Genomic DNA, 21,994 nt, shown 5'->3' with positions numbered 1-21,994 from the left:
GGATGGTCTGTGTTAAACTGCATGCCATTACGGGGAAGCAGGAATTTCGAATGGCAACAATGCTGGATGTCTCACTGCGCGCGGGCGTGTCAAAGGCCACCGTCTCGCGCGTGCTGAACGGCACGGGTCAGGTTAAAGAGAGTACGCGTCAGCAGGTGTTCGCGGCGATGGAAGAGCTGGGCTATCGCCCAAACTTTCTCGCGCGCTCGCTCGCCAACCAGACCAGCAACAGCATTGGTCTGGTGGTCTCCACCTTCGACGGTTTTTACTTCGGCCGCCTGCTGCAGCAGGCCTCCCGACAAACAGAAACGCACGGTAAACAGCTGATCGTGACCGACGGCCACGACGCGCCGGAGCAGGAAGAGCAGGCGGTACAGATGCTGGCGGATCGCCAGTGCGATGCCATCGTGCTGTACACCCGCTACATGAGCGAAAAGGCGATCATCAAGCTGATGAACAGGGTGCAGACCCCGCTGGTGGTGATCAACCGCGAGGTCAGCCAGGCGGCGGATCGCTGCGTCTTTTTCGAACAACAGGATGCGGCATTCAAAGCGGTGGATTACCTGATAAGCCAGGGCCACAGGGAGATCGCCTGCATCACCGTTCCTATCCACACCCCAACCGGAAAAGCGCGTCTGATGGGCTACCGCAAGGCGCTGGAAAAGCACGGTATCCGGCTGGACGAGCGGCGGATTAAATACGGCGATGCGGGAATGACGCGCGGATATGAGCTGTGCAACGAGTTGATTGAGGAAAAGGTACCGTTCAGCGCGCTGTTTGCCTGTAACGATGATATGGCGCTGGGCGCGTCCAAAGCATTACACCAGGCAGGGCTTAAAATCCCGCAGGATATTTCGCTGTTCGGCTTTGATGACGCCCCAAGTGCAAAATGGCTGGAGCCTGCGCTCTCATCGGTGTATCTGCCGATTGATAGCATGATCGTCACGGCGATCGATCAGGCGATCCGGCTGGCAAAAAACCAGCCGGTCGAAGCGATCCCACCGTTTACCGGCACGCTGGTGCTGCGTGACTCGGTAACCACGGGGCCGTATTTTACTCAGACGAGTTCTAACGCCAGCAGTTCCTGAATGGTCTGGCGGCGGCGAATCAGTCGCGCCACGCCGTTATCAAACAGCACTTCCGGCAGCAGCGGGCGGCTGTTGTAGTTTGAGGACATCGACGCGCCGTACGCCCCGGTGTCGTGTAGCACCAGATAGTCACCCGGCTTCACTTCTGGCAGCGCGCGCGTTTCCACTTTGCCGCCCTCCTGCTGGGTAAACACGTCGCCGGATTCGCACAGCGGGCCCGCCACGACGGTTTCTACGCGCGGCGCGTTAATCAGATCGCTACCGTCCGCAGCGAGCGCCGTGATATGGTGATAGCTGCCGTACATAGACGGACGCATCAGATCGTTAAAGCCTGCATCAATCAGCACAAAGTGACGGCTTCCCATCTCTTTCACGCTGCGCACCTGTGCCACCAGCACGCCAGCCTCCGCCACCAGGAAACGCCCCGGTTCGATCTCCAGTTTTACCGGATGGCCCAGATGGGCAGCAATTTTGTCGCGCGCCGCACTCCACAGGCCGTAATAGTGATCGGTATCGATCGCCTCTTCCCCTTCACGGTAAGGAATGGACAACCCGCCGCCTGCGGAGATCGCCTCCAGATCCTGCCCGAAGTCGAGCACCTGGCGCACCATCGCACCGCACACCTGCTCAAGGTGACCATAATCCACGCCTGACCCGATGTGCATATGAATCCCCACCAGCTTCAGGTTATAACGCTGCAAGACGTCAAGCGCGGCGGGCATATCGGCATACCAGATGCCATGCTTGCTGTTTTCGCCGCCGGTATTGGTTTTTTGGCTATGACCGTGGCCAAAACCGGGGTTCACGCGCAGCCAGACGCGGTGGCCGGGAGACACCTTACCCAGCTGTTCCAGCATATCCACAGAACCGGCATTGACCGGGATCTGCAGCTCATGCACGCGCGCAAGCGTAGCGTCGTCGATCACGTCGGCGGTAAAGACGATTGCGTCGCCGTCGGCTTTCGGATCAAACCCGGCCGCCAGCGCGCGCTCAATTTCGCCCAGAGAAACGGAGTCAACCTTTACACCCTGCTCGCGCATCAGGCGCAGAATATGAATATTCGAGCAGGCTTTCTGGGCAAAACGCACCACGTCGAACTGATGCAGCGCGGCGATCTTCTCGCGAACGATCTGCGCGTCGTAGACCCACACCGGGCAGCCGAATTCGGCAGGCAGGCGCAGCAGGTTATCGGCGTTCAAATCAGTATCAGTCTGGTTCAGCGGGCGTGGCATGGTTATCTCCGGGGCATGAATCATTTTTTTATGATTACGCCACAAAATGAAGGGAATAAAAAATATCGTTTTATCCCGACTCTATGCAAAAATGATATGGAACCCTCACCCGCTTTCAGGTGCCCTATGCCCGCCGTTAACCTACGCCACATCGAGATTTTTCACGCCGTGATGACCGCCGGTAATCTCACGGAAGCCGCACAGATGCTGCATACCTCGCAGCCAACGGTCAGCCGTGAGCTGGCGCGTTTTGAAAAGGTGCTGGGGCTTAAGCTGTTTGAACGCGCGCGCGGCAGGCTTCACCCGACGGTGCAGGGATTACGTCTGTTCGAAGAAGTCCAGCGCTCGTGGTACGGGCTGGACAGGATCGTCAGCGCGGCGGAGAGTTTGCGGGAGTTTCGCCAGGGCGAGCTTTCCATCGTCTGCCTGCCCGTCTTTTCCCAGTCGTTTCTGCCGACGCTGCTGCAGCCGTTTCTGGCCCGCTATCCTGAGGTCAATCTCACCATTGTTCCGCAGGAGTCACCGCTGCTTGAAGAGTGGCTTTCCGCCCAGCGCCACGATTTGGGCCTGACGGAAACGCTCGCCACACCCGCAGGCACCGAGCGCACGGAGTTGCTCTCGCTGGATGAAGTTTGCGTCTTACCCGCCGGGCATCGGCTCGCCGGTAAGGCCGTGCTGACGCCTGCAGATTTTCACGGGGAAAACTACATCAGCCTGTCCCAGACCGACAGCTACCGTCAGCTGTTGGATTCGCTGTTTGCCGAACATCAGGTGAAACGGCGGATGGTAGTGGAAACGCACAGCGCGGCGTCAATATGCGCCATGGTGCGCGCGGGCGTGGGCGTAGCGGTCGTCAATCCCCTCACGGCGCTGGACTATGCCGGAAGCGGGATCGTCATCCGCCGGTTTAGCGTGTCCGTTCCCTTCACCGTGAGCCTGATTCGCCCCCTGCATCGTCCGGCTTCGGCGCTGGTGGACGCTTTCACCGGGCATTTGACCGAGCATGCGCGTCAGGTGGCGCTTCGCTTACCTGACCTGCAAAACGCCCTATGACAGCATAAACTCGACGGCATCGGCGGCGTGAATGGCCGCGGTGTCGAACACCGGAATGGCGCTGCGCTCGGCCGGCACCAGCAAACCGATTTCCGTGCAGCCGAAGATCACCCCTTCCGCTCCCTGCTGCGCGAGCCTCTCAATGACGCTGACGTAGTAGGCGCGGGACGTTTCGCTGAAGATGCCGAGACATAGCTCGTCGAAGATGATCTGATTGATGCGCGCCCGGTCAGCCTCGTCCGGGATCAGGCTTTCAATGCCGAATTCACTGCTCAAACGACCGCGATAAAAGTCCTGCTCCATCGTGTAGCGGGTGCCCAGCAGCGCCACGCGCGACATCCCGGATGCGCGAATCGCGCGCCCGGTCGCATCCGCGATATGCAGGAACGGCAGCGAACAGCGGTCTTCGATATGAGACGCCACTTTATGCATGGTGTTGGTACAGAGCAAAATGCCTTCCGCCCCCGCACGTTCCAGCCCCAGCGCCGCCTGCGCCAGGATCTCCCCGGCTTTATCCCACTCGCCGCTGGACTGGCAGGCTTCGATTTCATGGAAATCAACGCTGTGCAGCAGCAGGCTCGCGGAGTGCAGGCCACCCAGACGCTGTTTCACCCCTTCATTAATCAGGCGGTAATAGGGGATGGTCGATTCCCAGCTCATCCCACCCAACAGGCCGATCGTTTTCATGCATCCCTCCTTATGTGTTTATCCCAGTGAAGCAAACTTGTGATCCTGTTTCCACTTCTTTGTCGCGTCATTTCTTTTTATCGCAGGGTGAGATAAGTTAAATGAAACATTGTTTCATTACATAGCGGAGCGGAGAGATGTTTATTTTCCACAAAGAGACCACGCTTGAGGATCTGGGCAACGGCGTGACGCGGCGTATTCTGGCGCACGATGGAAAGATGATGGCGGTGGAGGTCAATTTTGAGCAGGGTGCGATTGGCCCGATGCACAATCACCCGCATGAACAGCTTACCTACGTGCTCTCCGGGGAGTTCGAGTTTACGATAGGCGAAGAAAAGCAGATCGTGACGGCGGGCGATACGCTCTATAAAGCGCCGCACGTGATGCACGGCTGCGTTTGCCTGAAGCCCGGCACCCTGCTGGATACCTTTACGCCGGTGCGCGACGATTTCCTGAAGTAAAAAAAGGCGCTGAATCAGCGCCTTTTTTATATCGTATTTACTCTGCTGCTGGCGTTACGGCCGTAATCGGCTCTGGCAGCGGATTACGCGAGAGCATCGCATCACGCAGCAGCACGCTACCGCAGGCAAACAGGCCGCCCAGGATCCCTGCCAGCAGCACAATCAGGGCTTTGCCCGGACCGTCTTTTTTCACCGGCAGCGACGGTGAAAGCTGATACCTGAAGGGCTCGAGCTTCACGTCTTCCAGGGACAGTTTTTGCAGCTGAGCCAGATAGAATTCCCGGTTCTGGAAATCCGCGTTCAGCTCGGCCACGTCCTTAAGATTCTTTTCAATCTGCAGCTTTTGCGCAATACCGTCAGCACCCAGCGCCACGGAGTAGTCCGGGTCATCTTTTACCGCCTGTCCGTTGCTGTAAACCGGCTTCTTAATGCCTGCCGCGTTCGCCACTTCCAGCGAATAGTTGAGGCGCTGCAGGTTGGTGTTGTGGATATTGGTCAGACGCACGCGATCCAGCTCCAGCTGCTGCTGAACGACTTTCGTTTTCAGCGTGATCTGGTTACGGATATTTTCCATGGTCTCCTGCTCAACAATGCGGGAGATATAGTTGATGTAACCTTCCAGAACCGTCTGCGCGTCTCCCGCCGTTGGGGCGGTAAAGCTCAGCGTCCAGGAGGTGTACGGCGCTTTGTCTGCGTCTTTAGCCTGCGAGTTATCTACGGCTTTCATTTTTTCAGCAATACTCACCACCGCGCGATGCAGCTCCAGCGGATCCACCTCGGTGCCTTCCAGCTGAGACATCACGTACGGAGAGGTTTTCATGTACTCTTCGAGCAGCGACTGCGACTGGAACTTTTTGATGAACAGGTTAAACACGTCTCCGTGGCTCACCTTCGCGTCGACATCCAGCACCTGCAGCGTCACCATCATCTGGCGCAGCGTGTTCCACTGCGTCTGCTCGGCCGGCGTGATCACGGCTTTACTGGTCCATTTTTGCGGGATTAAAAACGCAATAGCCAACCCTACCACGGCAAACGCCAGGACGATCGTGACAATACGTTTTTTGGCTGCCAGAAGTATGTCTAACAACCCCAGAAGATCTATCTCTTTGGTGCTTACCACCGGAGTGGCATAACGGGGAAAATCGAGGTCCGTGTTTTTCTTGAAATCCATCGCTGACATAACCGTTCTTCTTTTAGGGGTGCAGTAAATTTCTGCCTGATTGGTTGCAGTGGTCGGATGATACAAGAAAGTAAGAATAATCTGAACGCCAGATTGATCTATCTGTAGACCGACTATCAGATTTAGTAGGAAGTTTCTAAGCGGTATTGTGCTTATTAATCATTCGGTTTCTTCCCTCTCCTTTCCTTGCCGACGGGTGCGATTGTGTGAAATAGCGCAAAAATGCCACTCTCATCACCTTATTGAAACAGCGTTTCGACGCCGATCACATTTCCATCATTAAGCGAATGACGCAGAAATAAATAGCAATAATATAAAATAAAACGTTGTTTTAGTATTCAAGAACACCGGTTCGTAAGTTTTGAAACTTGACCATGATGCATTCAGGCAAAGCCAATAAAAACCTTATAAAACAGCATGTAAAAAGCAAATACCAACACATCACCTGAGATATTTCCTCTCATGCTGAGCAGGGCAAGCGCGAGATAGTTGTAACAAACCAGATTCCGTTTTAACCATTGATCGCCAGGTAGGTATGTATGAATGAAAACAAGCTGCTGGGGTTAGCGTGGATATCTCCCTACATCATCGGGTTGATACTCTTTACCGCCTTCCCCTTTGTTTCATCGTTTTTCCTCAGTTTTACGGATTACGATTTAATGAGTCCGCCGGTATTTAACGGCATTGAGAACTATCGCTACATGTTTACCGAAGACACGCTCTTCTGGACATCCATGGGCGTAACCTTTGCCTACGTATTTTTGACCATCCCGCTTAAGCTCGCCTTCGCATTAGGGATTGCGTTTGTTCTGAACTTTAAATTACGCGGCATCGGCTTTTTCCGTACTGCCTACTATATTCCGTCCATCCTCGGCAGTTCCGTCGCCATCGCCGTTCTGTGGCGCGCGCTGTTTGCCATTGATGGTCTGCTCAACAGCTTTATCGGCGTGTTTGGTTTCGACCCGGTGAACTGGCTGGGCGAGCCGTCGCTGGCGCTGATGTCCGTTACCCTGCTGCGCGTCTGGCAGTTCGGCTCTGCGATGGTCATCTTCCTGGCCGCGCTGCAAAACGTTCCGCAGTCGCAGTATGAAGCGGCGATGATCGACGGTGCATCCAAATGGCAAATGTTCACAAAAGTGACGGTGCCGCTGATTACGCCGGTGATCTTCTTCAACTTCATTATGCAGACCACCCAGGCGTTCCAGGAATTTACCGGACCGTACGTGATTACCGGCGGCGGGCCAACCTACTCGACCTATCTGTTCTCGCTCTACATCTACGACACCGCGTTCAAATACTTCGATATGGGCTACGGGGCGGCGCTGGCGTGGATCCTGTTCCTGGTGGTGGCCGTCTTTGCCGGTATCGCCTTTAAGTCGTCGAAATACTGGGTGTTCTACTCTGCCGATAAAGGAGGCAAAAATGGCTGATATTCAGGAACTCTCCACGGCAATAAGCGTTGCAGAGCGCGAGGTCGCCCGTACGCTGCGCAGAGAGAAAATCAACGCCAGCATTCGTTACACGATCCTGCTGATTGTCGGCCTGCTGATGCTCTACCCGCTGGTGTGGATGTTCTCGGCCTCGTTCAAACCGAACCACGAGATTTTCACCACCCTGAGCCTGTGGCCTACCCATGCAACCTGGGACGGCTTTGTGAACGGCTGGAAAACCGGGACCGAATACAACTTCGGCCATTACATGCTCAACACCTTTAAGTATGTGATCCCGAAAGTGATCCTGACCATTATCTCGTCCACCATCGTGGCGTACGGTTTTGCCCGCTTCGAGATCCCATGGAAGAAATTCTGGTTCGCCACGCTCATCACCACCATGCTGCTGCCCAGCACCGTGCTGCTGATCCCGCAGTACCTGATGTTCCGCGAAATGGGCATGCTCAACAGCTATATGCCGCTGTACCTGCCGCTGGCCTTCGCCACGCAGGGGTTCTTCGTCTTTATGCTGATCCAGTTCCTGCGCGGTGTGCCGCGCGACATGGAAGAAGCCGCGCAAATTGACGGCTGTAACTCCATCCAGGTGCTGTGGTACGTGGTGGTGCCGATCCTGAAACCGGCCATTATCTCCGTCGCCCTGTTCCAGTTCATGTGGTCGATGAACGACTTTATCGGGCCGCTGATTTACGTCTACAGCGTGGATAAATACCCGATTGCACTGGCGCTGAAAATGTCCATCGACGTGACCGAAGGTGCGCCGTGGAACGAAATTCTGGCAATGGCAAGCATCTCCATTCTGCCATCCATCATTGTCTTCTTCCTGGCACAGCGCTACTTCGTACAGGGCGTCACCAGCAGCGGAATTAAAGGTTAAGAGGGAAATCTCATGGCTGAAGTAATCTTCAACAAACTGGAAAAAGTCTACTCCAACGGCTTCAAAGCGGTACATGCTATCGACCTTTCCATCTCCGAAGGGGAGTTTATGGTGATTGTCGGGCCGTCCGGCTGCGCCAAATCCACCACCCTGCGCATGCTGGCCGGGCTGGAAACCATAAGCGGCGGCGAAGTGCGTATTGGCAATAAGATTGTGAACAACCTCGCGCCGAAGGAGCGCGGCATTGCGATGGTGTTCCAGAACTACGCGCTCTATCCACACATGACGGTGCGCGAGAATCTGGCCTTCGGCCTGAAGCTGAGCAAGCTGCCGAAAGATCAGATTGAGTCTCAGGTGAACGAAGCCGCGAAAATCCTGGAGCTGGAAGAGCTGCTCGACCGCCTGCCGCGCCAGCTTTCCGGCGGCCAGGCACAGCGCGTTGCGGTGGGCCGTGCGATCGTGAAAAAGCCGGACGTGTTCCTGTTCGACGAGCCGTTATCCAACCTCGACGCCAAGCTGCGCGCCTCGATGCGAATCCGTATTTCTGACCTGCACAAACAGCTGAAAGCCTCCGGCAAACCGGCCACCACCGTCTACGTCACCCACGACCAGACCGAAGCGATGACCATGGGCGACCGCATCTGCGTGATGAAGCTCGGCCACATCATGCAGGTGGATACGCCGGATAATCTCTATCACAAGCCGAAGAACATGTTCGTGGCGGGCTTTATCGGCGCGCCTGAAATGAACATTCGTAAAAGCCTGCTGGTGGAAAAAGCGGGGAAGCTGCACATCGCCATCGGCAATGAAACCATGCCGCTGAACGCGGAAAAGCAGGAGAAGGTTTCCGCTTACGCCGGTCAGGAGGTCTTCTACGGCGTGCGCCCGGAGTTCGTGTCCCTCTCTGACGAGCCGTTCCAGGACGGCGGCTGCAGCGGCGAGATGGTGCGCGTCGAGAACATGGGCCACGAATTCTTTGTGTACCTGAAAGTTGCGGACTACGAACTGACCGCCCGAATTCCTTCCGATGAAGCTAAGCCGATGATAGATAAGGGACTTCACCGTAAGGTGTATTTCACGTTTGATATGAACAAGTGTCATATTTTTGACGCAAAAACTGAACAAAACCTCTCTCTCTGATGGAGTGATAAAAATGAAAAAAGTGCTTTTAAGCGCAGCAATCTCCGCGACTCTGGGCCTTACCGCTTTGCCATCGATGGCGCAAGACGTTGATTTACGCATGTCCTGGTGGGGCGGCAACGGCCGTCATCAGGTCACCCTGAAAGCCCTGGAGGAGTTCCACAAGCAGAACCCGGACATCAACGTGAAGGCAGAATACACCGGCTGGGACGGTCACCTCTCCCGTCTGACCACCCAGATTGCGGGCGGTACCGAGCCGGACGTAATGCAGACCAACTGGAACTGGCTGCCGATCTTCTCCAAGACCGGCGACGGCTTCTACGACCTGAATAAGATGAAGGACGTCATCGACTTAACGCAGTTCGATCCGAAAGAGCTGCAGTCCACCACGGTTAACGGCAAGCTGAACGGCATTCCGATTTCCGTGACCGCGCGCGTGTTCTACTTCAACGACGAGACCTGGAAAAAAGCAGGTATTGAATACCCAAAAACCTGGGACGAGCTGATGGCGGCGGGCAAGACGTTCGAGAGCAAGCTCGGCAAGCAGTACTACCCTGTCGTGCTGGAGCATCAGGACACGCTGGCGCTGCTGAACTCGTACATGATCCAGAAGTACAACATCCCTGCAGTGGACGAGAAAACCAAAAAATTCAGCTATTCCAAAGAGCAGTGGGTGGAGTTCTTCCAGACCTACAAAAAGCTGGTGGATAGCCACGTGATGCCGGATACCAAATACTACGCGTCGTTTGGTAAGAGCAATATGTATGAGATGAAGCCGTGGATCCAGGGCGAATGGGGCGGCACCTACATGTGGAACTCGACCATTAACAAGTATTCCGACAACCTGAAGCCACCGGCGAAGCTGGAGCTGGGCAGCTACCCTATGCTGCCAGGTGCCACCGATGCGGGACTGTTCTTCAAACCGGCGCAGATGCTGTCGATTGGTAAATCTACCAAAAACCCGGAAGCGGCGGCGAAGCTGATTAACTTCCTGCTGAACAGCAAAGAGGGAGTGGATACGCTGGGTCTGGAGCGCGGCGTTCCGCTGAGCAAAGCGGCGGTGCAGTTCCTGACCGAAGACGGCACCATCAAGGAGAACGACCCGTCCGTTGCGGGGCTGCGCCTGGCGCAGTCGCTGCCTGCGAAGCTTACCGTGTCGCCTTACTTTGACGACCCGCAGATTGTGGCCCAGTTCGGGACGTCGCTGCAGTATATCGATTACGGTCAGAAAACCGTGGAAGAGACGGCGGCTGACTTCCAGCGTCAGGCAGAGCGTATTTTGAAACGCGCGATGCGGTAAACATAAAGCCGGGTGGCGCTTCGCTTACCCGGCCTACACGGTAAGCGAAGCGCCACCGGGCAATTACATTACACGCCGATGTTCCGCAATTTCTCCCCGGCCATTAGCTTGCGTTCAATATGCTCCAGGGTCACGCCTTTGGTTTCGGGGATCAGCCAGAACGTTACTCCAATAAACGCCACGTTCAGCACCGTATAAAGCCAGAAGGTTCCTGCTGCGCCAATCGCATCCAGCAGCGTCAGGAAGGTTGCACCGATGATCATGTTCGACACCCAGTTGGTGGTAGTGGAACAGGTAATACCAAAATCACGGCACTTCAGCGGCTGAATTTCCGAGCACAGGATCCACACCACCGGCGCGGCGCTCATTGCGTAACCGGCGATACACATCATGGTCATACCGACGGAGAGCCACGACAGCCCGCTTGAGGCCGTGCCGTTATCAAACTGCATCAGGCAGTAGCCGAGGATCAGCGTACCGAGGGCCATCACGCTAAATCCAATCTTCAGCGCCGGTTTACGTCCGGCTTTATCCACGGTGAATACCGCAATAAAGGTCGCGAACATAAAGGTCAGCCCCACCACCAGCGTGGCAATCATCTGCTGTTCGGTCGTCGTGAACCCGGCCATTTTGAAGATGCGCGGCGCGTAATACATGATGATGTTCATCCCGGTGAACTGCTGCATCGCCTGGAGCAGCATGCCGAGGAACACCGCGCGGCGCACGTTGCGGTTGACCTTAAACAGCGCCCAGCCGCCCTGCTTGAGCTTCAGGCTTTCGCGGATTTCGTTCAGCTCTTCACGCGCTTTTTCTGAGGTATCACGCAGCATGCGCAGTACCTCTTCCGCCTCCACGTGACGCCCTTTTTGCGCCAGCCAGCGCGGGCTGTTCGGCAGGAAAATCACCAGCACGATCAGCAGCAGCGCGGGCAGCGCCAGTACGCCCAGCATCGCGCGCCAGTTGCCGCTGTAGCTGAAGTACGTATCGGACAGGAACGCCAGCACGATGCCGAGCGTTACCATCAGCTGGTACATGCTGATCATCTTCCCGCGCACGTTCTCGCTCGCCATTTCGGAGAGGTACAGCGGCGCGGTATAAGACGCAATTCCCACCGCTACGCCCAGCAGCACGCGGGAGAGCAGCAGCACCTCCACGTTCGTGGCAAACGCCGAGCCAATCGAACCCGCGACGAACAGGATCGCTCCGACCATCAGGCTGTATTTGCGCCCGAGGCGAAACGACAGCCAGCCGTTAAACAGCGCCCCTATAGCCGCGCCGAGCATCATGCTGCTCACCACCCACTCCTGCAGGCGGCTACTCAGCGTAAAGTGATCGGTAATAAACGGTAGCGCCCCGGCAATCACGCCAATATCCAGACCAAACAGCAAACCGGCCACGGCTGCCGCAACAGAGACGAACTGATTCATGCGTCGGGTATCGCGCAACGCGGCGGGCATCAGGGTAGAGTCATTTATAGATGTCATATTTTTCCTGCCTCAACAGCAAAATTCGTTAAGTGAAATTACGAGATAGTGAAGAAAAGTGTCAGGCGGGAATTCGTGAAGATATGGATTATTTCGCTATGGCATCGCGATCTGTGATGGACATTACAATTTCAACTAATGCTGAAATAGCACCGTTTTTTATTAATCACCTAATATTTAAGCAATAAAACTGTGATACGCGTCATTTATGAATTTTCGGTATGGATTTTTCATCTTACGTCATATGGATAATGACAATTTTTAGCTAAAAAAAACCTCCGCCCGGGGGCAGAGGTTCGTCATGCAGGCGGAATTAACGCGCCAGCCAGCCGCCGTCGACGGCCACGGTGTAGCCGTTGATATAGTCAGAAGCCGGGGATGCCAGGAACACAACCGGTCCCATCAGATCGCTCGGCAGACCCCAGCGTCCCGCAGGGATACGCTCCAGGATTGCCGCGCTGCGCTCTTCGTCCGCGCGCAACTGCTGGGTGTTGTTGGTGGCCATATAGCCTGGCGCAATCGCGTTAACGTTGATGTTGTGCTGCGCCCACTCGTTGGCCAGCAGACGGGTCACGCCCATCACCGCACTTTTCGACGCGGTGTAAGACGGTACGCGGATACCGCCCTGGAAGGAGAGCATGGAGGCGATGTTGATGATCTTGCCGCCTTTGCCCTGTGCAATGAAGTGCTTCGCCGCGGCCTGAGACATAAAGAACACGCTCTTAATGTTCAGGTTCATGACGTCGTCCCAGTCGCGCTCGCTGAAGTCGATCGCGTCTTCGCGGCGGATCAAACCCGCGTTGTTCACCAGAATATCGATATGACCGAATTCCGCCACCGCGCGATCCAGTAGCTCAGGGATCGCGTCAATTTTACGCAGGTCGGCGGTCAGGCTCAGGAAACGGCGGCCCAGCGCGGTGACGCGCTCGATAGTTTCGGTAGGCTCAACAATGTTGATACCGACAATGTCGCAGCCCGCTTCCGCCAGACCCAGCGCCATACCCTGCCCCAGCCCGGTATCACAACCGGAAACCACAGCCACTTTACCCTGCAGAGAAAATGCATCCAGAATCATGTTTGTTCCTTAATCGTTCAGCGCCTGTCACCAACAGGCAGGTTTATGCTTCACTGCCTGCGACTAGCGCAGATCCTTAACAGCGACATGGTCCATATCATCAAAGACCTGGTTTTCGCCGACCATTCCCCAGATGAAGGTATAGGCTTTCGTCCCCACGCCTGAGTGAATGGACCAGCTTGGCGAAATCACCGCCTGCTCGTTATGCATCACGATATGGCGGGTTTCCTGAGGCTGTCCCATCATGTGGAATACGCAGGCGTCTTCGTCCATGTTGAAGTAGAAATAGACTTCCATGCGGCGCTCGTGGGTATGGCACGGCATGGTGTTCCACAGGTTGCCCGGCGCGAGCTCGGTCAGCCCCATGCTGAGCTGGCAGGTTTCCAGCACGTCCGGAACGAAGTATTTATTGATGGTGCGGCGGTTGCTGGTGAGGTTATCGCCCAGCGTGACCGGCGCGACGTCCGCTGGCGTCACTTTTTTGGTTGGGTAGGTGGTATGCGCCGGGGCGCAGTTGTAGTAGAACTTCGCTGGCTTACCGCCGTCGATGCTGGCAAAGACCACCTCTTTCGCCCCTTTTCCGACGTACAACGCGTCGCGATGGCCAATCTCATAGCACTGGCCGTCGACGGTAACGGTGCCCGGCCCGCCGATGTTGATCACGCCCAGTTCACGACGCTCGAGGAAATAGCTCACGCCCAGCTGTTTGCCCACTTCTCCCCCCACGGAGACGGTTTTCGCCACGGGCATAATCCCGCCCACAATGATGCGGTCGATGTGGCTGTAGACCATGGTGTACTTGTCGGCTTCAAATACCTGTTCCACCAAAAACTCATTACGCAGTCCCTGCGTATCCAGCGCCTTAGCATGCGCACTGTGGATGCTTTGTCTGATGTCCACGTTGACCTCCAGAAATGATCGTGCCCGAGAGCAAAGATGATTAACGAAACGATGTTCCGTTTTCTTGATGAGCACATAGTATCCGCTGAGATTTGGCTTTTCAATTGCATTTAAAACAACGTTTCACTTTTTCTGCATCTTAATACCGAAAATGATGTTTCGATCACGATAATGTCAGAACATCCCTATCTATCCCGATGATTCTTACGAATTGCGCCACCAGTCACAAATAATGAAACATTGTTTTGATAATTTAACACTCAGTTTTTAACTCAACCTCATCCAAAGGAGTGCATTATGGCTAAAGGTATGCGGGTCAAGCTGAACTATGAGGTCAGCCGCGATCCGGATACAGGCGTGGAAGTCACCCGCCTGACCCCCCCGGAAGTCACCTGTCATCGCAACTACTTTTACCAGAAGTGCTTCTTCAACGACGGCAGCCATCTGCTGTTTGCGGGGGCGTTCGACGGCCACTGGAACTACTACCTGCTGGATCTGAATAAGGCCGAAGCGGTACAGCTGACGGAAGGCGCGGGGGATAACACCTTTGGCGGTTTCCTTTCGCCGGATGACACCGCCTTCTACTATGTGAAGAACGATCGCACCCTGCTGGAAGTGGATTTGCAGACGCTGCAAGAACGCGAAGTGTATCGCGTCTCTGACGACTGGGTCGGTTACGGCACCTGGGTTGCCAACAGCGACTGCACCAAACTGGTGGGTATTGAGATCGCCAAAAGCGACTGGACGCCGCTGAACGACTGGAAGATATTCCACGACTTCTTCCACAAGGGGCCACGCTGCCGCCTGCTGCGCGTGGATCTGAAAACGGGCGCAAGCACCACCATCCATGAAGAGAAGAACTGGCTGGGCCATCCTATTTACCGTCCGTTCGACGACAGCACGGTGGCCTTCTGCCACGAAGGCCCGCACGATCTGGTCGACGCGCGTATGTGGCTGGTCAACGAAGACGGCAGCAACGTGCGTAAGGTGAAAACGCATGCAGAAGGCGAAAGCTGCACGCACGAATTCTGGGTGCCGAACGGATCCGCGCTGGTGTACGTCTCGTATCTGAAGGGTCAGCAGGGTCGCACCATCTCCCGTTTTAACCCGGAAACCGGCGTTAACGAGGAAGTGATGCAGATGCCCGCCTGCTCGCATCTGATGAGTAATTTTGACGGAACGCTGCTGGTAGGCGACGGTTCCGGTACGCCGGTCGACGTGAAGGACACCGGGGGATACACCATCGATAACGACCCGTACCTGTATGCCTTCGACGTCGCGAAAAAAGCCTGGTTCCGTATCGCGCGTCACGACACCTCCTGGGCAACGGTGGCAAACAGCCGCCAGGTCACCCACCCGCACCCATCCTTTACCCCGGATGATAAAGCGGTGCTGTACAGTTCCGATAAAGACGGCAAACCGGCGCTCTATATCGCGAAACTCCCCGAGCAACCTGAAATGTTGCATGCATGATTTGAGTTAGTGTTTCTGTAACTGGCCTTGCCCTCCGTTTCGGAGGGCTTTTTTTTGGTTGGTGGCTGCCTGACTGGAGGGAATGACCAGGCCGGGTAAGCGCTAGCGCCACCCGGCATTTTTTAGCGAAGGAGCTGAATTATCAGAAGGAATACGCCACGCCTAAACGGAAACGGGTCTGGCGCTCGTCGGTATCTTTTACGCCCACGTTGCCCACCTCAACATACGGCGCCCAGTTTTGATCCCATTTATAGGCCAGCTTGGCGTTATATTCGTTAGAATAATCTTTATTATTATTACGAATCATACCCTCGGTACTTTTCGCATAAACATAATTCAGCTCGGTACGCCAGTCCCCCATGACCCAACCCACCCAGGCATCGCCTCGGTTAACTTTGTCATCGTCTTTATTTGAGCTGGACGGATAACGGGTATATTCGTAACGGTAACGTGCCGCCACGTAAAAACCATTATCGAAGCTGTATTGCAGGTGCAGGTTCGGTTTATAAATGGTACGGCTGTCATTACTCTCAATGGTAAATGCAGGCGTCAGCGCAATATTGTCGGTTGCTTTCCAGCGCCAGCTAATTTGGTCTTCATGACCGTTACCCACAACATCGGCAAACGGCTGATCGGCCTTGTCGCCACCGGATTTCCATTTCGCTTCAACGGAGAAGCCGAAGCCGTTAGCAAAGCGATGCGAGACCGCAACGCGGTCTGCGTTCGCGCCGTTATCAATATATTCATGGCGCAGATCGACGGTAACCGCCTGAGCCGCAAAAGACGCACCAATAAGAGAGGCAAGGACCAGAGATTTATTAAACATGAAAAAACCCTCAAATAAAATAGCGTTTCGTTTTTATGGAACTGCAGTTTATTTTTTAATAAACGTTATTTTAGTGATCAGGATCGTAATTATTTGTTTCATTTTTTTTGGCAAAGATGGACGTGATGCCTGTCAACAAAAGGGGATTATTAACCTTAAATTTCGGGGGAGAGATCACAGTAAGACGTTAGCGGGGAGAATAATACAGCGCGTAATTATTGCAGTTTGCGTTGAGATTGAACTGATAATCGTAAAAACGTCACGCTATGTGTAAAAAAAACCTCCCGAGGGGAGGTTTGCTTTTTGAAAGGGAGGGATCACCGCTCAATCGCCAGGGCCACCCCTTGCCCGCCGCCAATACAGAGCGTGGCAATGCCTTTACGGGCGTTACGCTTTTTCATTTCATGCACTAAGGAAACCAGTATACGGCAGCCGGACGCGCCGATAGGATGCCCCAGCGCGATAGCGCCACCGTTGACGTTGACCCGCAGCGGATCCCACTCCAGCATTTTGCCCACCGAGATCGCCTGCGCGGCAAAGGCTTCGTTGACTTCAATCAGATCAACGTCGCTAAGCTGCCAGCCTGCGCGCTCCAGACAGCGCCGGGTCGCATAGACGGGGGCGATCCCCATCAACGCCGGATCCACCCCCACGCTGGCAAAGGCTTTAATACGTGCGAGCACGGGAAGATCCAGCTCCTGCGCTTTGCTTTCGCTCATCATCATCACGGCCGCAGCGCCATCGTTAATGGAAGAGGCATTCCCTGCGGTCACCGACCCCAGCGTTTCAAAGGCCGGGTTGAGCTTCGCCAGCCCTTCTGCGCTGGCATCGGTGCGCGGCTGCTCGTCGGTATCCACCATCACGGCTTCACCGTTCTGACGCCGGGCGCTGACCGGGACGATCTCATCGCGAAACCGTCCGGAATCAATCGCGGCGCGGGCTTTTTGCTGCGAGCTGAGGGCGTAGGCGTCCTGAAGCTCGCGGCTGATGCCATATTCACGCGCCAGATTTTCCGCCGTGACGCCCATATGATAGTCGTTGAACGCATCCCACAGGCCGTCATGCACCAGACTGTCGAGCAGCTGGCTGTTTCCAAGCTGCGCGCCGGTACGGCTGTCGGTCAGAACGTGTGGCGCACGACTCATATTCTCCTGCCCACCGGCAATCACCACATCCGCCTCGCCGCACTGAATGGCCTGCGTGGCAAGATGCAGCGCTTTTAAGCCGGAACCACAGACGTCGTTGATGGTAATGGCGGAAACCGTGTTGGGCAGCCCGCCTTTCAGCGCCGCCTGTCGGGCAGGGTTTTGCCCGGCTCCGGCGGTCAGCACCTGGCCGAGGATAACCTCATCGACTTCATGGGCGGCAATTCCGCTGCGTTCCACCAGCGCTTTCACCACCACGCTACCCAGCTCAACGGCCGAGTGGCGCGCTAATGCCCCCTGAAAACAGCCGATAGCTGTACGCAACGCACCCACTATAACGACATCTTTCATCACGACCTCAGTGTTAAATGACCTGACGATAGTAGAGTATTGTTATCAACAATTATCGCGATTGTTTAAAATTAGTGAGTTAAATCACAAGGATCAGCGCGCGTCCTGCAAATACTGTCGCAGCCAGCTTCCGGCGACGCCAGGGGGAGATCGTTTGTTCCAGAGCAGATCGACACCAATCGCGCGTGGCCAGCCGGGGACATTGAGTTGCACCAGCGATTTCGCCGCCGCAAATTCATCGACCAGCGCACAGGGCAGTACACACCAGCCAAATCCCTGAACCGCCATACTCAAGAGTAACAGGTAATTCGGTGCTGACCAGACCGGCCCCCGGGCAAGGGTGGCTTCGCGTTCGAGATAGGTGCTCAGGCGCAGCTCGCGCCAGCCCTGTAGCTCATCCGCCCTGGTTTCGTGTTGCCCGGCAAGCGGGTGTTCCGCGCTGACGTAAATCGCCATCCGGGTCTGCAGGGGAAGCCGGGTCACGCCGATATCGGTAGGATAACTGCCGCGCGCTTCCGTCAGGCCAATTTGCGCCCTCTCCTTCTGCAGCAGATCGATGACATCCTCTTCTTCGCCAATCAGACATTCGAATTCCGTATGTGGAAAACGCTGGTCGAACTGTTTCATCAGGTTTTCAAGCACGTCCGGGTTGAGCGTATCGGAGAGCACAAACGTCAGCCGCGCCTCGGTCTGCGCGGTTAACGACACCGCCAGTTCGTCCAGCCGCGCGCTGGCGGCCAGGATCGACTGCACATAGCCCAGCACCTGCTCGCCCTGGACGGTTAACACCGGCTGGCGCGCCGAGCGGTCAAACAGATCAAACCCGAGATCGGCTTCCAGGTTGGCTATGGACGTGCTGATCGTGGACTGGCTTTTACGCAGGCGGCGGGCGGCAGCGGAAAAGGAACCTGCGGCCACGGTCTCGACAAACGCGGTGAGGGCTTCAGGGGAATAGCGCATGAACTATCTACTTTATCGATGGATACCATCTTTAATATATCAGCTTTAACGATAAAAATAGGCCACATCGACGCCCATCCTGGCGAATTAATGAGGTCACTATGCAACATCAAGATGCACTCCATCGCAAACTGCCGGAGCGGATCTTCCATGCCGTCTGCTTTGAAGGGATTGCCACGGCGATCCTCGCCCCAACCGCAGCCTGGCTTATGCAGCGTTCCGTGGTAGAAATGGGTGGGTTAACCATTATCCTGGCGACCACGGCGATGCTGTGGAACATTATCTATAACTTTGGCTTTGACCGTTTCTGGCCGGTTCAGCGGGTCAAACGCACGGCGAAAGTGCGCGCGCTACATGCACTGGGGTTCGAATGCGGGTTTATTGTGATTGGCGTGTCCATTGTCGCCGCCGTTCTCGGCGTGACGTTGCTTCAGGCATTCACGCTGGAAATAGGTTTCTTCCTGTTCTTCCTGCCGTACACCATGTTCTATAACTGGGCGTACGATACCCTGCGCGAAAAATTCCTTAAGCGTCGCCAGCAGCGACGCGCCCTGGCTGGATAAACGCCCTCTGGCCGGACGCCCGTTCCGGCCAAACTCCTTCGAAGCAACTGCGCTCTTCACGCATAATTATGGTAAATTGCACGCCATTCTGATGGTTTGATAGTTGAAACGTTGCTCTAATGTCGAAAATTTGGTCAAAAGATGAGACTCTCTGGAGTTTCGCTCTCTATGGCACGGCCGTGGGCGCAGGAACGCTGTTCTTGCCCATTCAGCTGGGCTCCGCAGGCGCCATTGTCCTGTTTATTACCGCCCTCGTGGCCTACCCCTTAACCTACTGGCCGCACAGAGCGCTGGCGCAGTTTATTCTGTCGTCGAAGACAAAAGGTAATGAGGGGATCACCGGCGCCGTTTCCCACTACTACGGCAGAAAGATTGGGAATCTGATCACCACGCTCTATTTCATCGCCTTTTTTGTGGTGGTGCAGATTTATGCCGTGGCTATCACCAACTCGTTAACCGAGCAACTGGCAAAACAGATGGCGGTGGATACCACCGTTCGCGTGCTGGTCAGTTTTGGCGTGGTGCTGGTACTGAATCTGATCTTCCTGATGGGACGGCACATCACCATCAAAGTGATGGGATTCCTGGTGTTTCCGCTGATTGCCTATTTTCTGTTTGTCTCGCTGTACCTGACGGGAAGCTGGCAGCCCTCACTGCTCACCAGCCAGATGGCGTTCGATCGGCATACGTTGCATCAGGTGTGGATCTCGATCCCGGTGATGGTTTTCGCCTTTAGCCATACCCCGATTATCTCGACGTTCGCGGTTGACCGTCGTGAGAAGTTCGGTGATGAGGCCATGGGTAAATGCAAGAAAATCATGAAGGTGGCGTATCTGATTATCTGCCTGAGCGTGCTGTTCTTCGTGTTTAGCTGCCTGCTCTCTATCCCGCCGTCGTACATTGTGTCGGCGAAAGAGCAAGGGGTCACGATCCTGTCAGCGCTGTCGATGATGCCCTCATCGCCTGCATGGTTGGGCATTTCCGGGATTATTGTGGCCATTATCGCGATGTCAAAATCGTTCCTCGGCACCTATTTCGGGGTGATTGAAGGGGCGACAGAGATTGTCAAATCGTCGCTGAATCAGGTGGGGGTCAAAAAGAGCCGCGCCTTTAACCGCGCGATTTCGATTCTTGGCGTATCGTTGATCACCTTCGCGGTCTGCTGCATCAATCCGAACGCCATTTCGATGATTTATGCCATTAGCGGCCCGCTTATCGCGATGATCCTGTTTATTATGCCGACGCTGTCGACGTACCTGCTCCCGTCGCTGAAGCCGTATCGTTCCATCGGCAACCTGCTGACGCTGATCGTCGGCGTGCTGTGCGTGTCGGTGATGTTTGTGGGATAAGCCCCTTTCCTGCCCGGCGCTCAGCCGGGTACAACTTTCTGGATCCTGTTCGCATCTTGCCCTTCCAAAGCCCCTACCATGATTGACTATATATTACCTTTAGGGTAATTTTTCCCCATATATGACTACAAATCGTAGTCATCAGACACACTATCTAAGGGGGTTAATATGACAAAAGCATATGACGAGTTTGACGGTTTTTAAGCTGAACTAACCTCTATGAGGCGGGGATTTTAGCCCCGCCTTTTTCATGGATGAAAGAAATGACATTAGACTCAAATACCCTTCAACTCATCAGCAACGTTCTTGTTTTTATCGGCGTAGTGGTTGCCGTTGGCACTATCATCTACAACGTCCGAACGGCGAAGAAAACGCAGACTGCAAATTTTCTCTTTGAAAGCCGACAGGATCGCCAGTACATAGAATCTTTGCATGTTCTAAAAAAGGTACATCGCTCGGGTAAATCATTTCGCTCTTATGTATTTCCGCCAGAGGGACACATCATCACCGATGATGAGATGGAAGAACGTCGAAAATTTCAATACATACTCAATTTCTATGAACGCGTTGCAGTCAGTATCCGTGAAGGCATCTACAACGAACGAATGATTAAGCGAACATCTTTCACAACCGTGATTGAAACGTATGAAATCGCCGAGCCGTTAATCAAAGCCATCAGGGAGCACATCAATTCAGATACCACTTATCAAGAGTTTGAGTGGCTGGTAAAACGCTGGAAAGTCAGTCCGTTAAAGCAAAATAAATAGAAAGCTGCCTGCAATGGCAGCTTTCATAGAGTTCCTGATGAACGGAACCTTCTCATCATAGAAAATCACGCCCGAATATCGTCATATTCCCGCGTATTATCAAATTCATGTTTGGCAAACGGGCACAGCGGGATAATTTTACGGTTTTCACCGCGCATCTTCTCCACCACTTTCGCCACCAGTTGCTTACCCACGCCCTGCCCTTTCAGGCTCTCGTCCACGTCGGTATGTTCAATGATGCTGAGGTGTTCACCGGTGGGAACAAAGACAATCTCCGCCACCTGGTTCCCGTCTGCATCATTCACGTAAAATTTGTTATGCCCTTCCAGAATATCCATGGTTCCTCGCTTATTTTTGGCGATACTTCAGCGCGCCGCTCGGGCAGGTATCAATCACGCGTATGACGGTCTCAACGTCCACTTCATCCGGCACGATCCACGGTTTACGTTTCAGGTTGAACAGCTTCGCGCTGCCGCGCACGCAGTTTCCTGAATGTTTGCAGATCCCGGTATTGAAGTAGACGTCGATCTTCTCACCGGTGTAGGCCCGGTATCCCGCTTCCAGTAGCTCTTTATCCACGACACAGCCTCTGTTGTTATTATGTAGGTGAATGGGTTATAGCACAGGAAAGCGGG

At 54.8% G+C, this 21,994-nt stretch carries 22 protein-coding genes; 11 read left to right on the top strand and 11 right to left on the bottom strand.

From position 1 onward, the window contains the following. Nucleotides 1-50 precede the first annotated feature (50 nt). On the top strand, nt 51-1,088 hold the full coding sequence (locus tag KK102_RS14430) for a LacI family DNA-binding transcriptional regulator (RefSeq protein ID WP_216357868.1): 1,038 nt from the start codon (nt 51-53) through the stop codon (nt 1,086-1,088). Here KK102_RS14430 and lysA read toward each other — a convergent pair. Beyond that, the gene (gene lysA, locus KK102_RS14425) at nt 1,058-2,320 is read right to left on the bottom strand and encodes a diaminopimelate decarboxylase (protein ID WP_126544929.1); all 1,263 of its coding nucleotides are present in this window, start codon (nt 2,318-2,320) and stop codon (nt 1,058-1,060) included. The two genes, KK102_RS14430 and lysA, sit on opposite strands and share 31 nt — an antisense overlap. 126 nt (nt 2,321-2,446) lie before the next feature. On the opposite strand from lysA, the gene KK102_RS14420 reads away from it, so the two are divergent. Next, nucleotides 2,447-3,373, top strand: coding sequence for a LysR family transcriptional regulator (locus KK102_RS14420; RefSeq protein ID WP_010435167.1), 927 nt, complete (start codon nt 2,447-2,449; stop codon nt 3,371-3,373). On the opposite strand, the gene KK102_RS14415 is transcribed toward KK102_RS14420, so the two are convergent. Then, on the bottom strand, nt 3,368-4,060 hold the full coding sequence (locus tag KK102_RS14415; RefSeq protein WP_126544931.1) for an aspartate/glutamate racemase: 693 nt from the start codon (nt 4,058-4,060) through the stop codon (nt 3,368-3,370). The genes KK102_RS14420 and KK102_RS14415 overlap by 6 nt on opposite strands. Nucleotides 4,061-4,197: 137 nt before the next feature. Here KK102_RS14415 and KK102_RS14410 point away from each other — a divergent pair, with 137 nt between their 5' ends. Then, a complete protein-coding gene (locus KK102_RS14410; protein ID WP_042715918.1) occupies nt 4,198-4,521 on the top strand; it encodes a cupin domain-containing protein in 324 nt (107 codons plus the stop codon). A gap of 37 nt (nt 4,522-4,558) precedes the next feature. Here KK102_RS14410 and wzz(fepE) read toward each other — a convergent pair whose 3' ends face one another. Beyond that, a complete protein-coding gene (gene wzz(fepE), locus KK102_RS14405; protein WP_126544932.1) occupies nt 4,559-5,701 on the bottom strand; it encodes an LPS O-antigen length regulator Wzz(fepE) in 1,143 nt (380 codons plus the stop codon). Between the two features lie 539 nt (nt 5,702-6,240). On the opposite strand from wzz(fepE), the gene KK102_RS14400 reads away from it, so the two are divergent. The 4 genes from KK102_RS14400 to KK102_RS14385 are packed head-to-tail and all read left to right on the top strand — an operon-like array spanning nt 6,241 to nt 10,466. Next, nucleotides 6,241-7,131 (top strand): carbohydrate ABC transporter permease, encoded by an 891-nt coding sequence (locus tag KK102_RS14400; RefSeq protein WP_010435175.1) that lies wholly within the window; start codon nt 6,241-6,243, stop codon nt 7,129-7,131. Continuing rightward, nucleotides 7,124-8,026: a carbohydrate ABC transporter permease gene (locus tag KK102_RS14395; protein WP_216357867.1), complete on the top strand. Its 903-nt coding sequence runs from the start codon at nt 7,124-7,126 to the stop codon at nt 8,024-8,026. Before KK102_RS14400 ends, KK102_RS14395 begins: the two co-directional genes overlap by 8 nt. A gap of 12 nt (nt 8,027-8,038) precedes the next feature. Then, the gene (locus tag KK102_RS14390) at nt 8,039-9,166 is read left to right on the top strand and encodes an ABC transporter ATP-binding protein (RefSeq protein WP_089601123.1); all 1,128 of its coding nucleotides are present in this window, start codon (nt 8,039-8,041) and stop codon (nt 9,164-9,166) included. Between the two features lie 13 nt (nt 9,167-9,179). After that, a complete protein-coding gene (locus KK102_RS14385; RefSeq protein WP_126544934.1) occupies nt 9,180-10,466 on the top strand; it encodes an ABC transporter substrate-binding protein in 1,287 nt (428 codons plus the stop codon). 68 nt (nt 10,467-10,534) lie between these two features. Here KK102_RS14385 and araE read toward each other — a convergent pair whose 3' ends face one another. From araE to kduI, 3 genes are all read right to left on the bottom strand, one after another. After that, entirely contained in the window at nt 10,535-11,950 is a 1,416-nt protein-coding gene (gene araE / locus KK102_RS14380) for an arabinose-proton symporter AraE (RefSeq protein ID WP_126544935.1), read from the bottom strand. Nucleotides 11,951-12,263: 313 nt separating this feature from the next. Next, nucleotides 12,264-13,025, bottom strand: coding sequence for a 2-dehydro-3-deoxy-D-gluconate 5-dehydrogenase KduD (gene kduD / locus KK102_RS14375; protein WP_126544936.1), 762 nt, complete (start codon nt 13,023-13,025; stop codon nt 12,264-12,266). A gap of 63 nt (nt 13,026-13,088) precedes the next feature. Next, complete coding sequence (gene kduI / locus KK102_RS14370) at nt 13,089-13,925, bottom strand: 5-dehydro-4-deoxy-D-glucuronate isomerase (protein WP_089600936.1); 837 nt, start codon at nt 13,923-13,925, stop codon at nt 13,089-13,091. 297 nt (nt 13,926-14,222) lie between these two features. Between kduI and KK102_RS14365 the strand changes: the two genes are divergently transcribed. Continuing rightward, nucleotides 14,223-15,398 (top strand): oligogalacturonate lyase family protein, encoded by a 1,176-nt coding sequence (locus KK102_RS14365; RefSeq protein WP_126544938.1) that lies wholly within the window; start codon nt 14,223-14,225, stop codon nt 15,396-15,398. A gap of 142 nt (nt 15,399-15,540) precedes the next feature. Here KK102_RS14365 and KK102_RS14360 read toward each other — a convergent pair whose 3' ends face one another. The 3 genes from KK102_RS14360 to KK102_RS14350 all read right to left on the bottom strand — a co-directional run bounded on the left by KK102_RS14360 (nt 15,541) and on the right by KK102_RS14350 (nt 18,680). Further along, nucleotides 15,541-16,224, bottom strand: a complete 684-nt coding sequence (locus KK102_RS14360; protein ID WP_010435198.1) for an oligogalacturonate-specific porin KdgM family protein — start codon at nt 16,222-16,224, stop codon at nt 15,541-15,543. A 317-nt stretch (nt 16,225-16,541) separates the two neighbouring features. Then, nucleotides 16,542-17,720 carry an acetyl-CoA C-acetyltransferase gene (locus KK102_RS14355; protein ID WP_216357866.1) on the bottom strand — a complete coding sequence of 393 codons (1,179 nt, stop codon included), beginning with the start codon at nt 17,718-17,720 and terminating at the stop codon, nt 16,542-16,544. Between the two features lie 93 nt (nt 17,721-17,813). Next, on the bottom strand, nt 17,814-18,680 hold the full coding sequence (locus KK102_RS14350; RefSeq protein ID WP_042718446.1) for a LysR family transcriptional regulator: 867 nt from the start codon (nt 18,678-18,680) through the stop codon (nt 17,814-17,816). 101 nt (nt 18,681-18,781) lie between these two features. Between KK102_RS14350 and KK102_RS14345 the strand changes: the two genes are divergently transcribed. The 3 genes from KK102_RS14345 (at nt 18,782) to KK102_RS14335 (ending at nt 21,359) form a co-directional block, all read left to right on the top strand. After that, entirely contained in the window at nt 18,782-19,243 is a 462-nt protein-coding gene (locus tag KK102_RS14345) for a multidrug/biocide efflux PACE transporter (protein ID WP_042718447.1), read from the top strand. Nucleotides 19,244-19,362: 119 nt separating this feature from the next. Continuing rightward, complete coding sequence (locus KK102_RS14340; protein WP_216357865.1) at nt 19,363-20,592, top strand: amino acid permease; 1,230 nt, start codon at nt 19,363-19,365, stop codon at nt 20,590-20,592. A gap of 263 nt (nt 20,593-20,855) precedes the next feature. Beyond that, on the top strand, nt 20,856-21,359 hold the full coding sequence (locus tag KK102_RS14335) for a DUF4760 domain-containing protein (protein WP_216357864.1): 504 nt from the start codon (nt 20,856-20,858) through the stop codon (nt 21,357-21,359). A 65-nt stretch (nt 21,360-21,424) separates the two neighbouring features. Here KK102_RS14335 and KK102_RS14330 read toward each other — a convergent pair whose 3' ends face one another. Together KK102_RS14330 and yjdI are read right to left on the bottom strand one after the other, a co-directional pair. Continuing rightward, nucleotides 21,425-21,697, bottom strand: coding sequence for a GNAT family N-acetyltransferase (locus KK102_RS14330; RefSeq protein ID WP_010435212.1), 273 nt, complete (start codon nt 21,695-21,697; stop codon nt 21,425-21,427). Nucleotides 21,698-21,707: 10 nt separating this feature from the next. Further along, nucleotides 21,708-21,938: a 4Fe-4S mono-cluster protein YjdI gene (yjdI, locus tag KK102_RS14325; protein WP_010435213.1), complete on the bottom strand. Its 231-nt coding sequence runs from the start codon at nt 21,936-21,938 to the stop codon at nt 21,708-21,710. Nucleotides 21,939-21,994 lie beyond the last annotated feature (56 nt).

Origin of the sequence: Enterobacter quasimori, assembly GCF_018597345.1 — a bacterium.
Lineage (GTDB): Bacteria > Pseudomonadota > Gammaproteobacteria > Enterobacterales > Enterobacteriaceae > Enterobacter > Enterobacter mori.
This window is presented reverse-complemented; position numbering and strand designations above follow the sequence as displayed.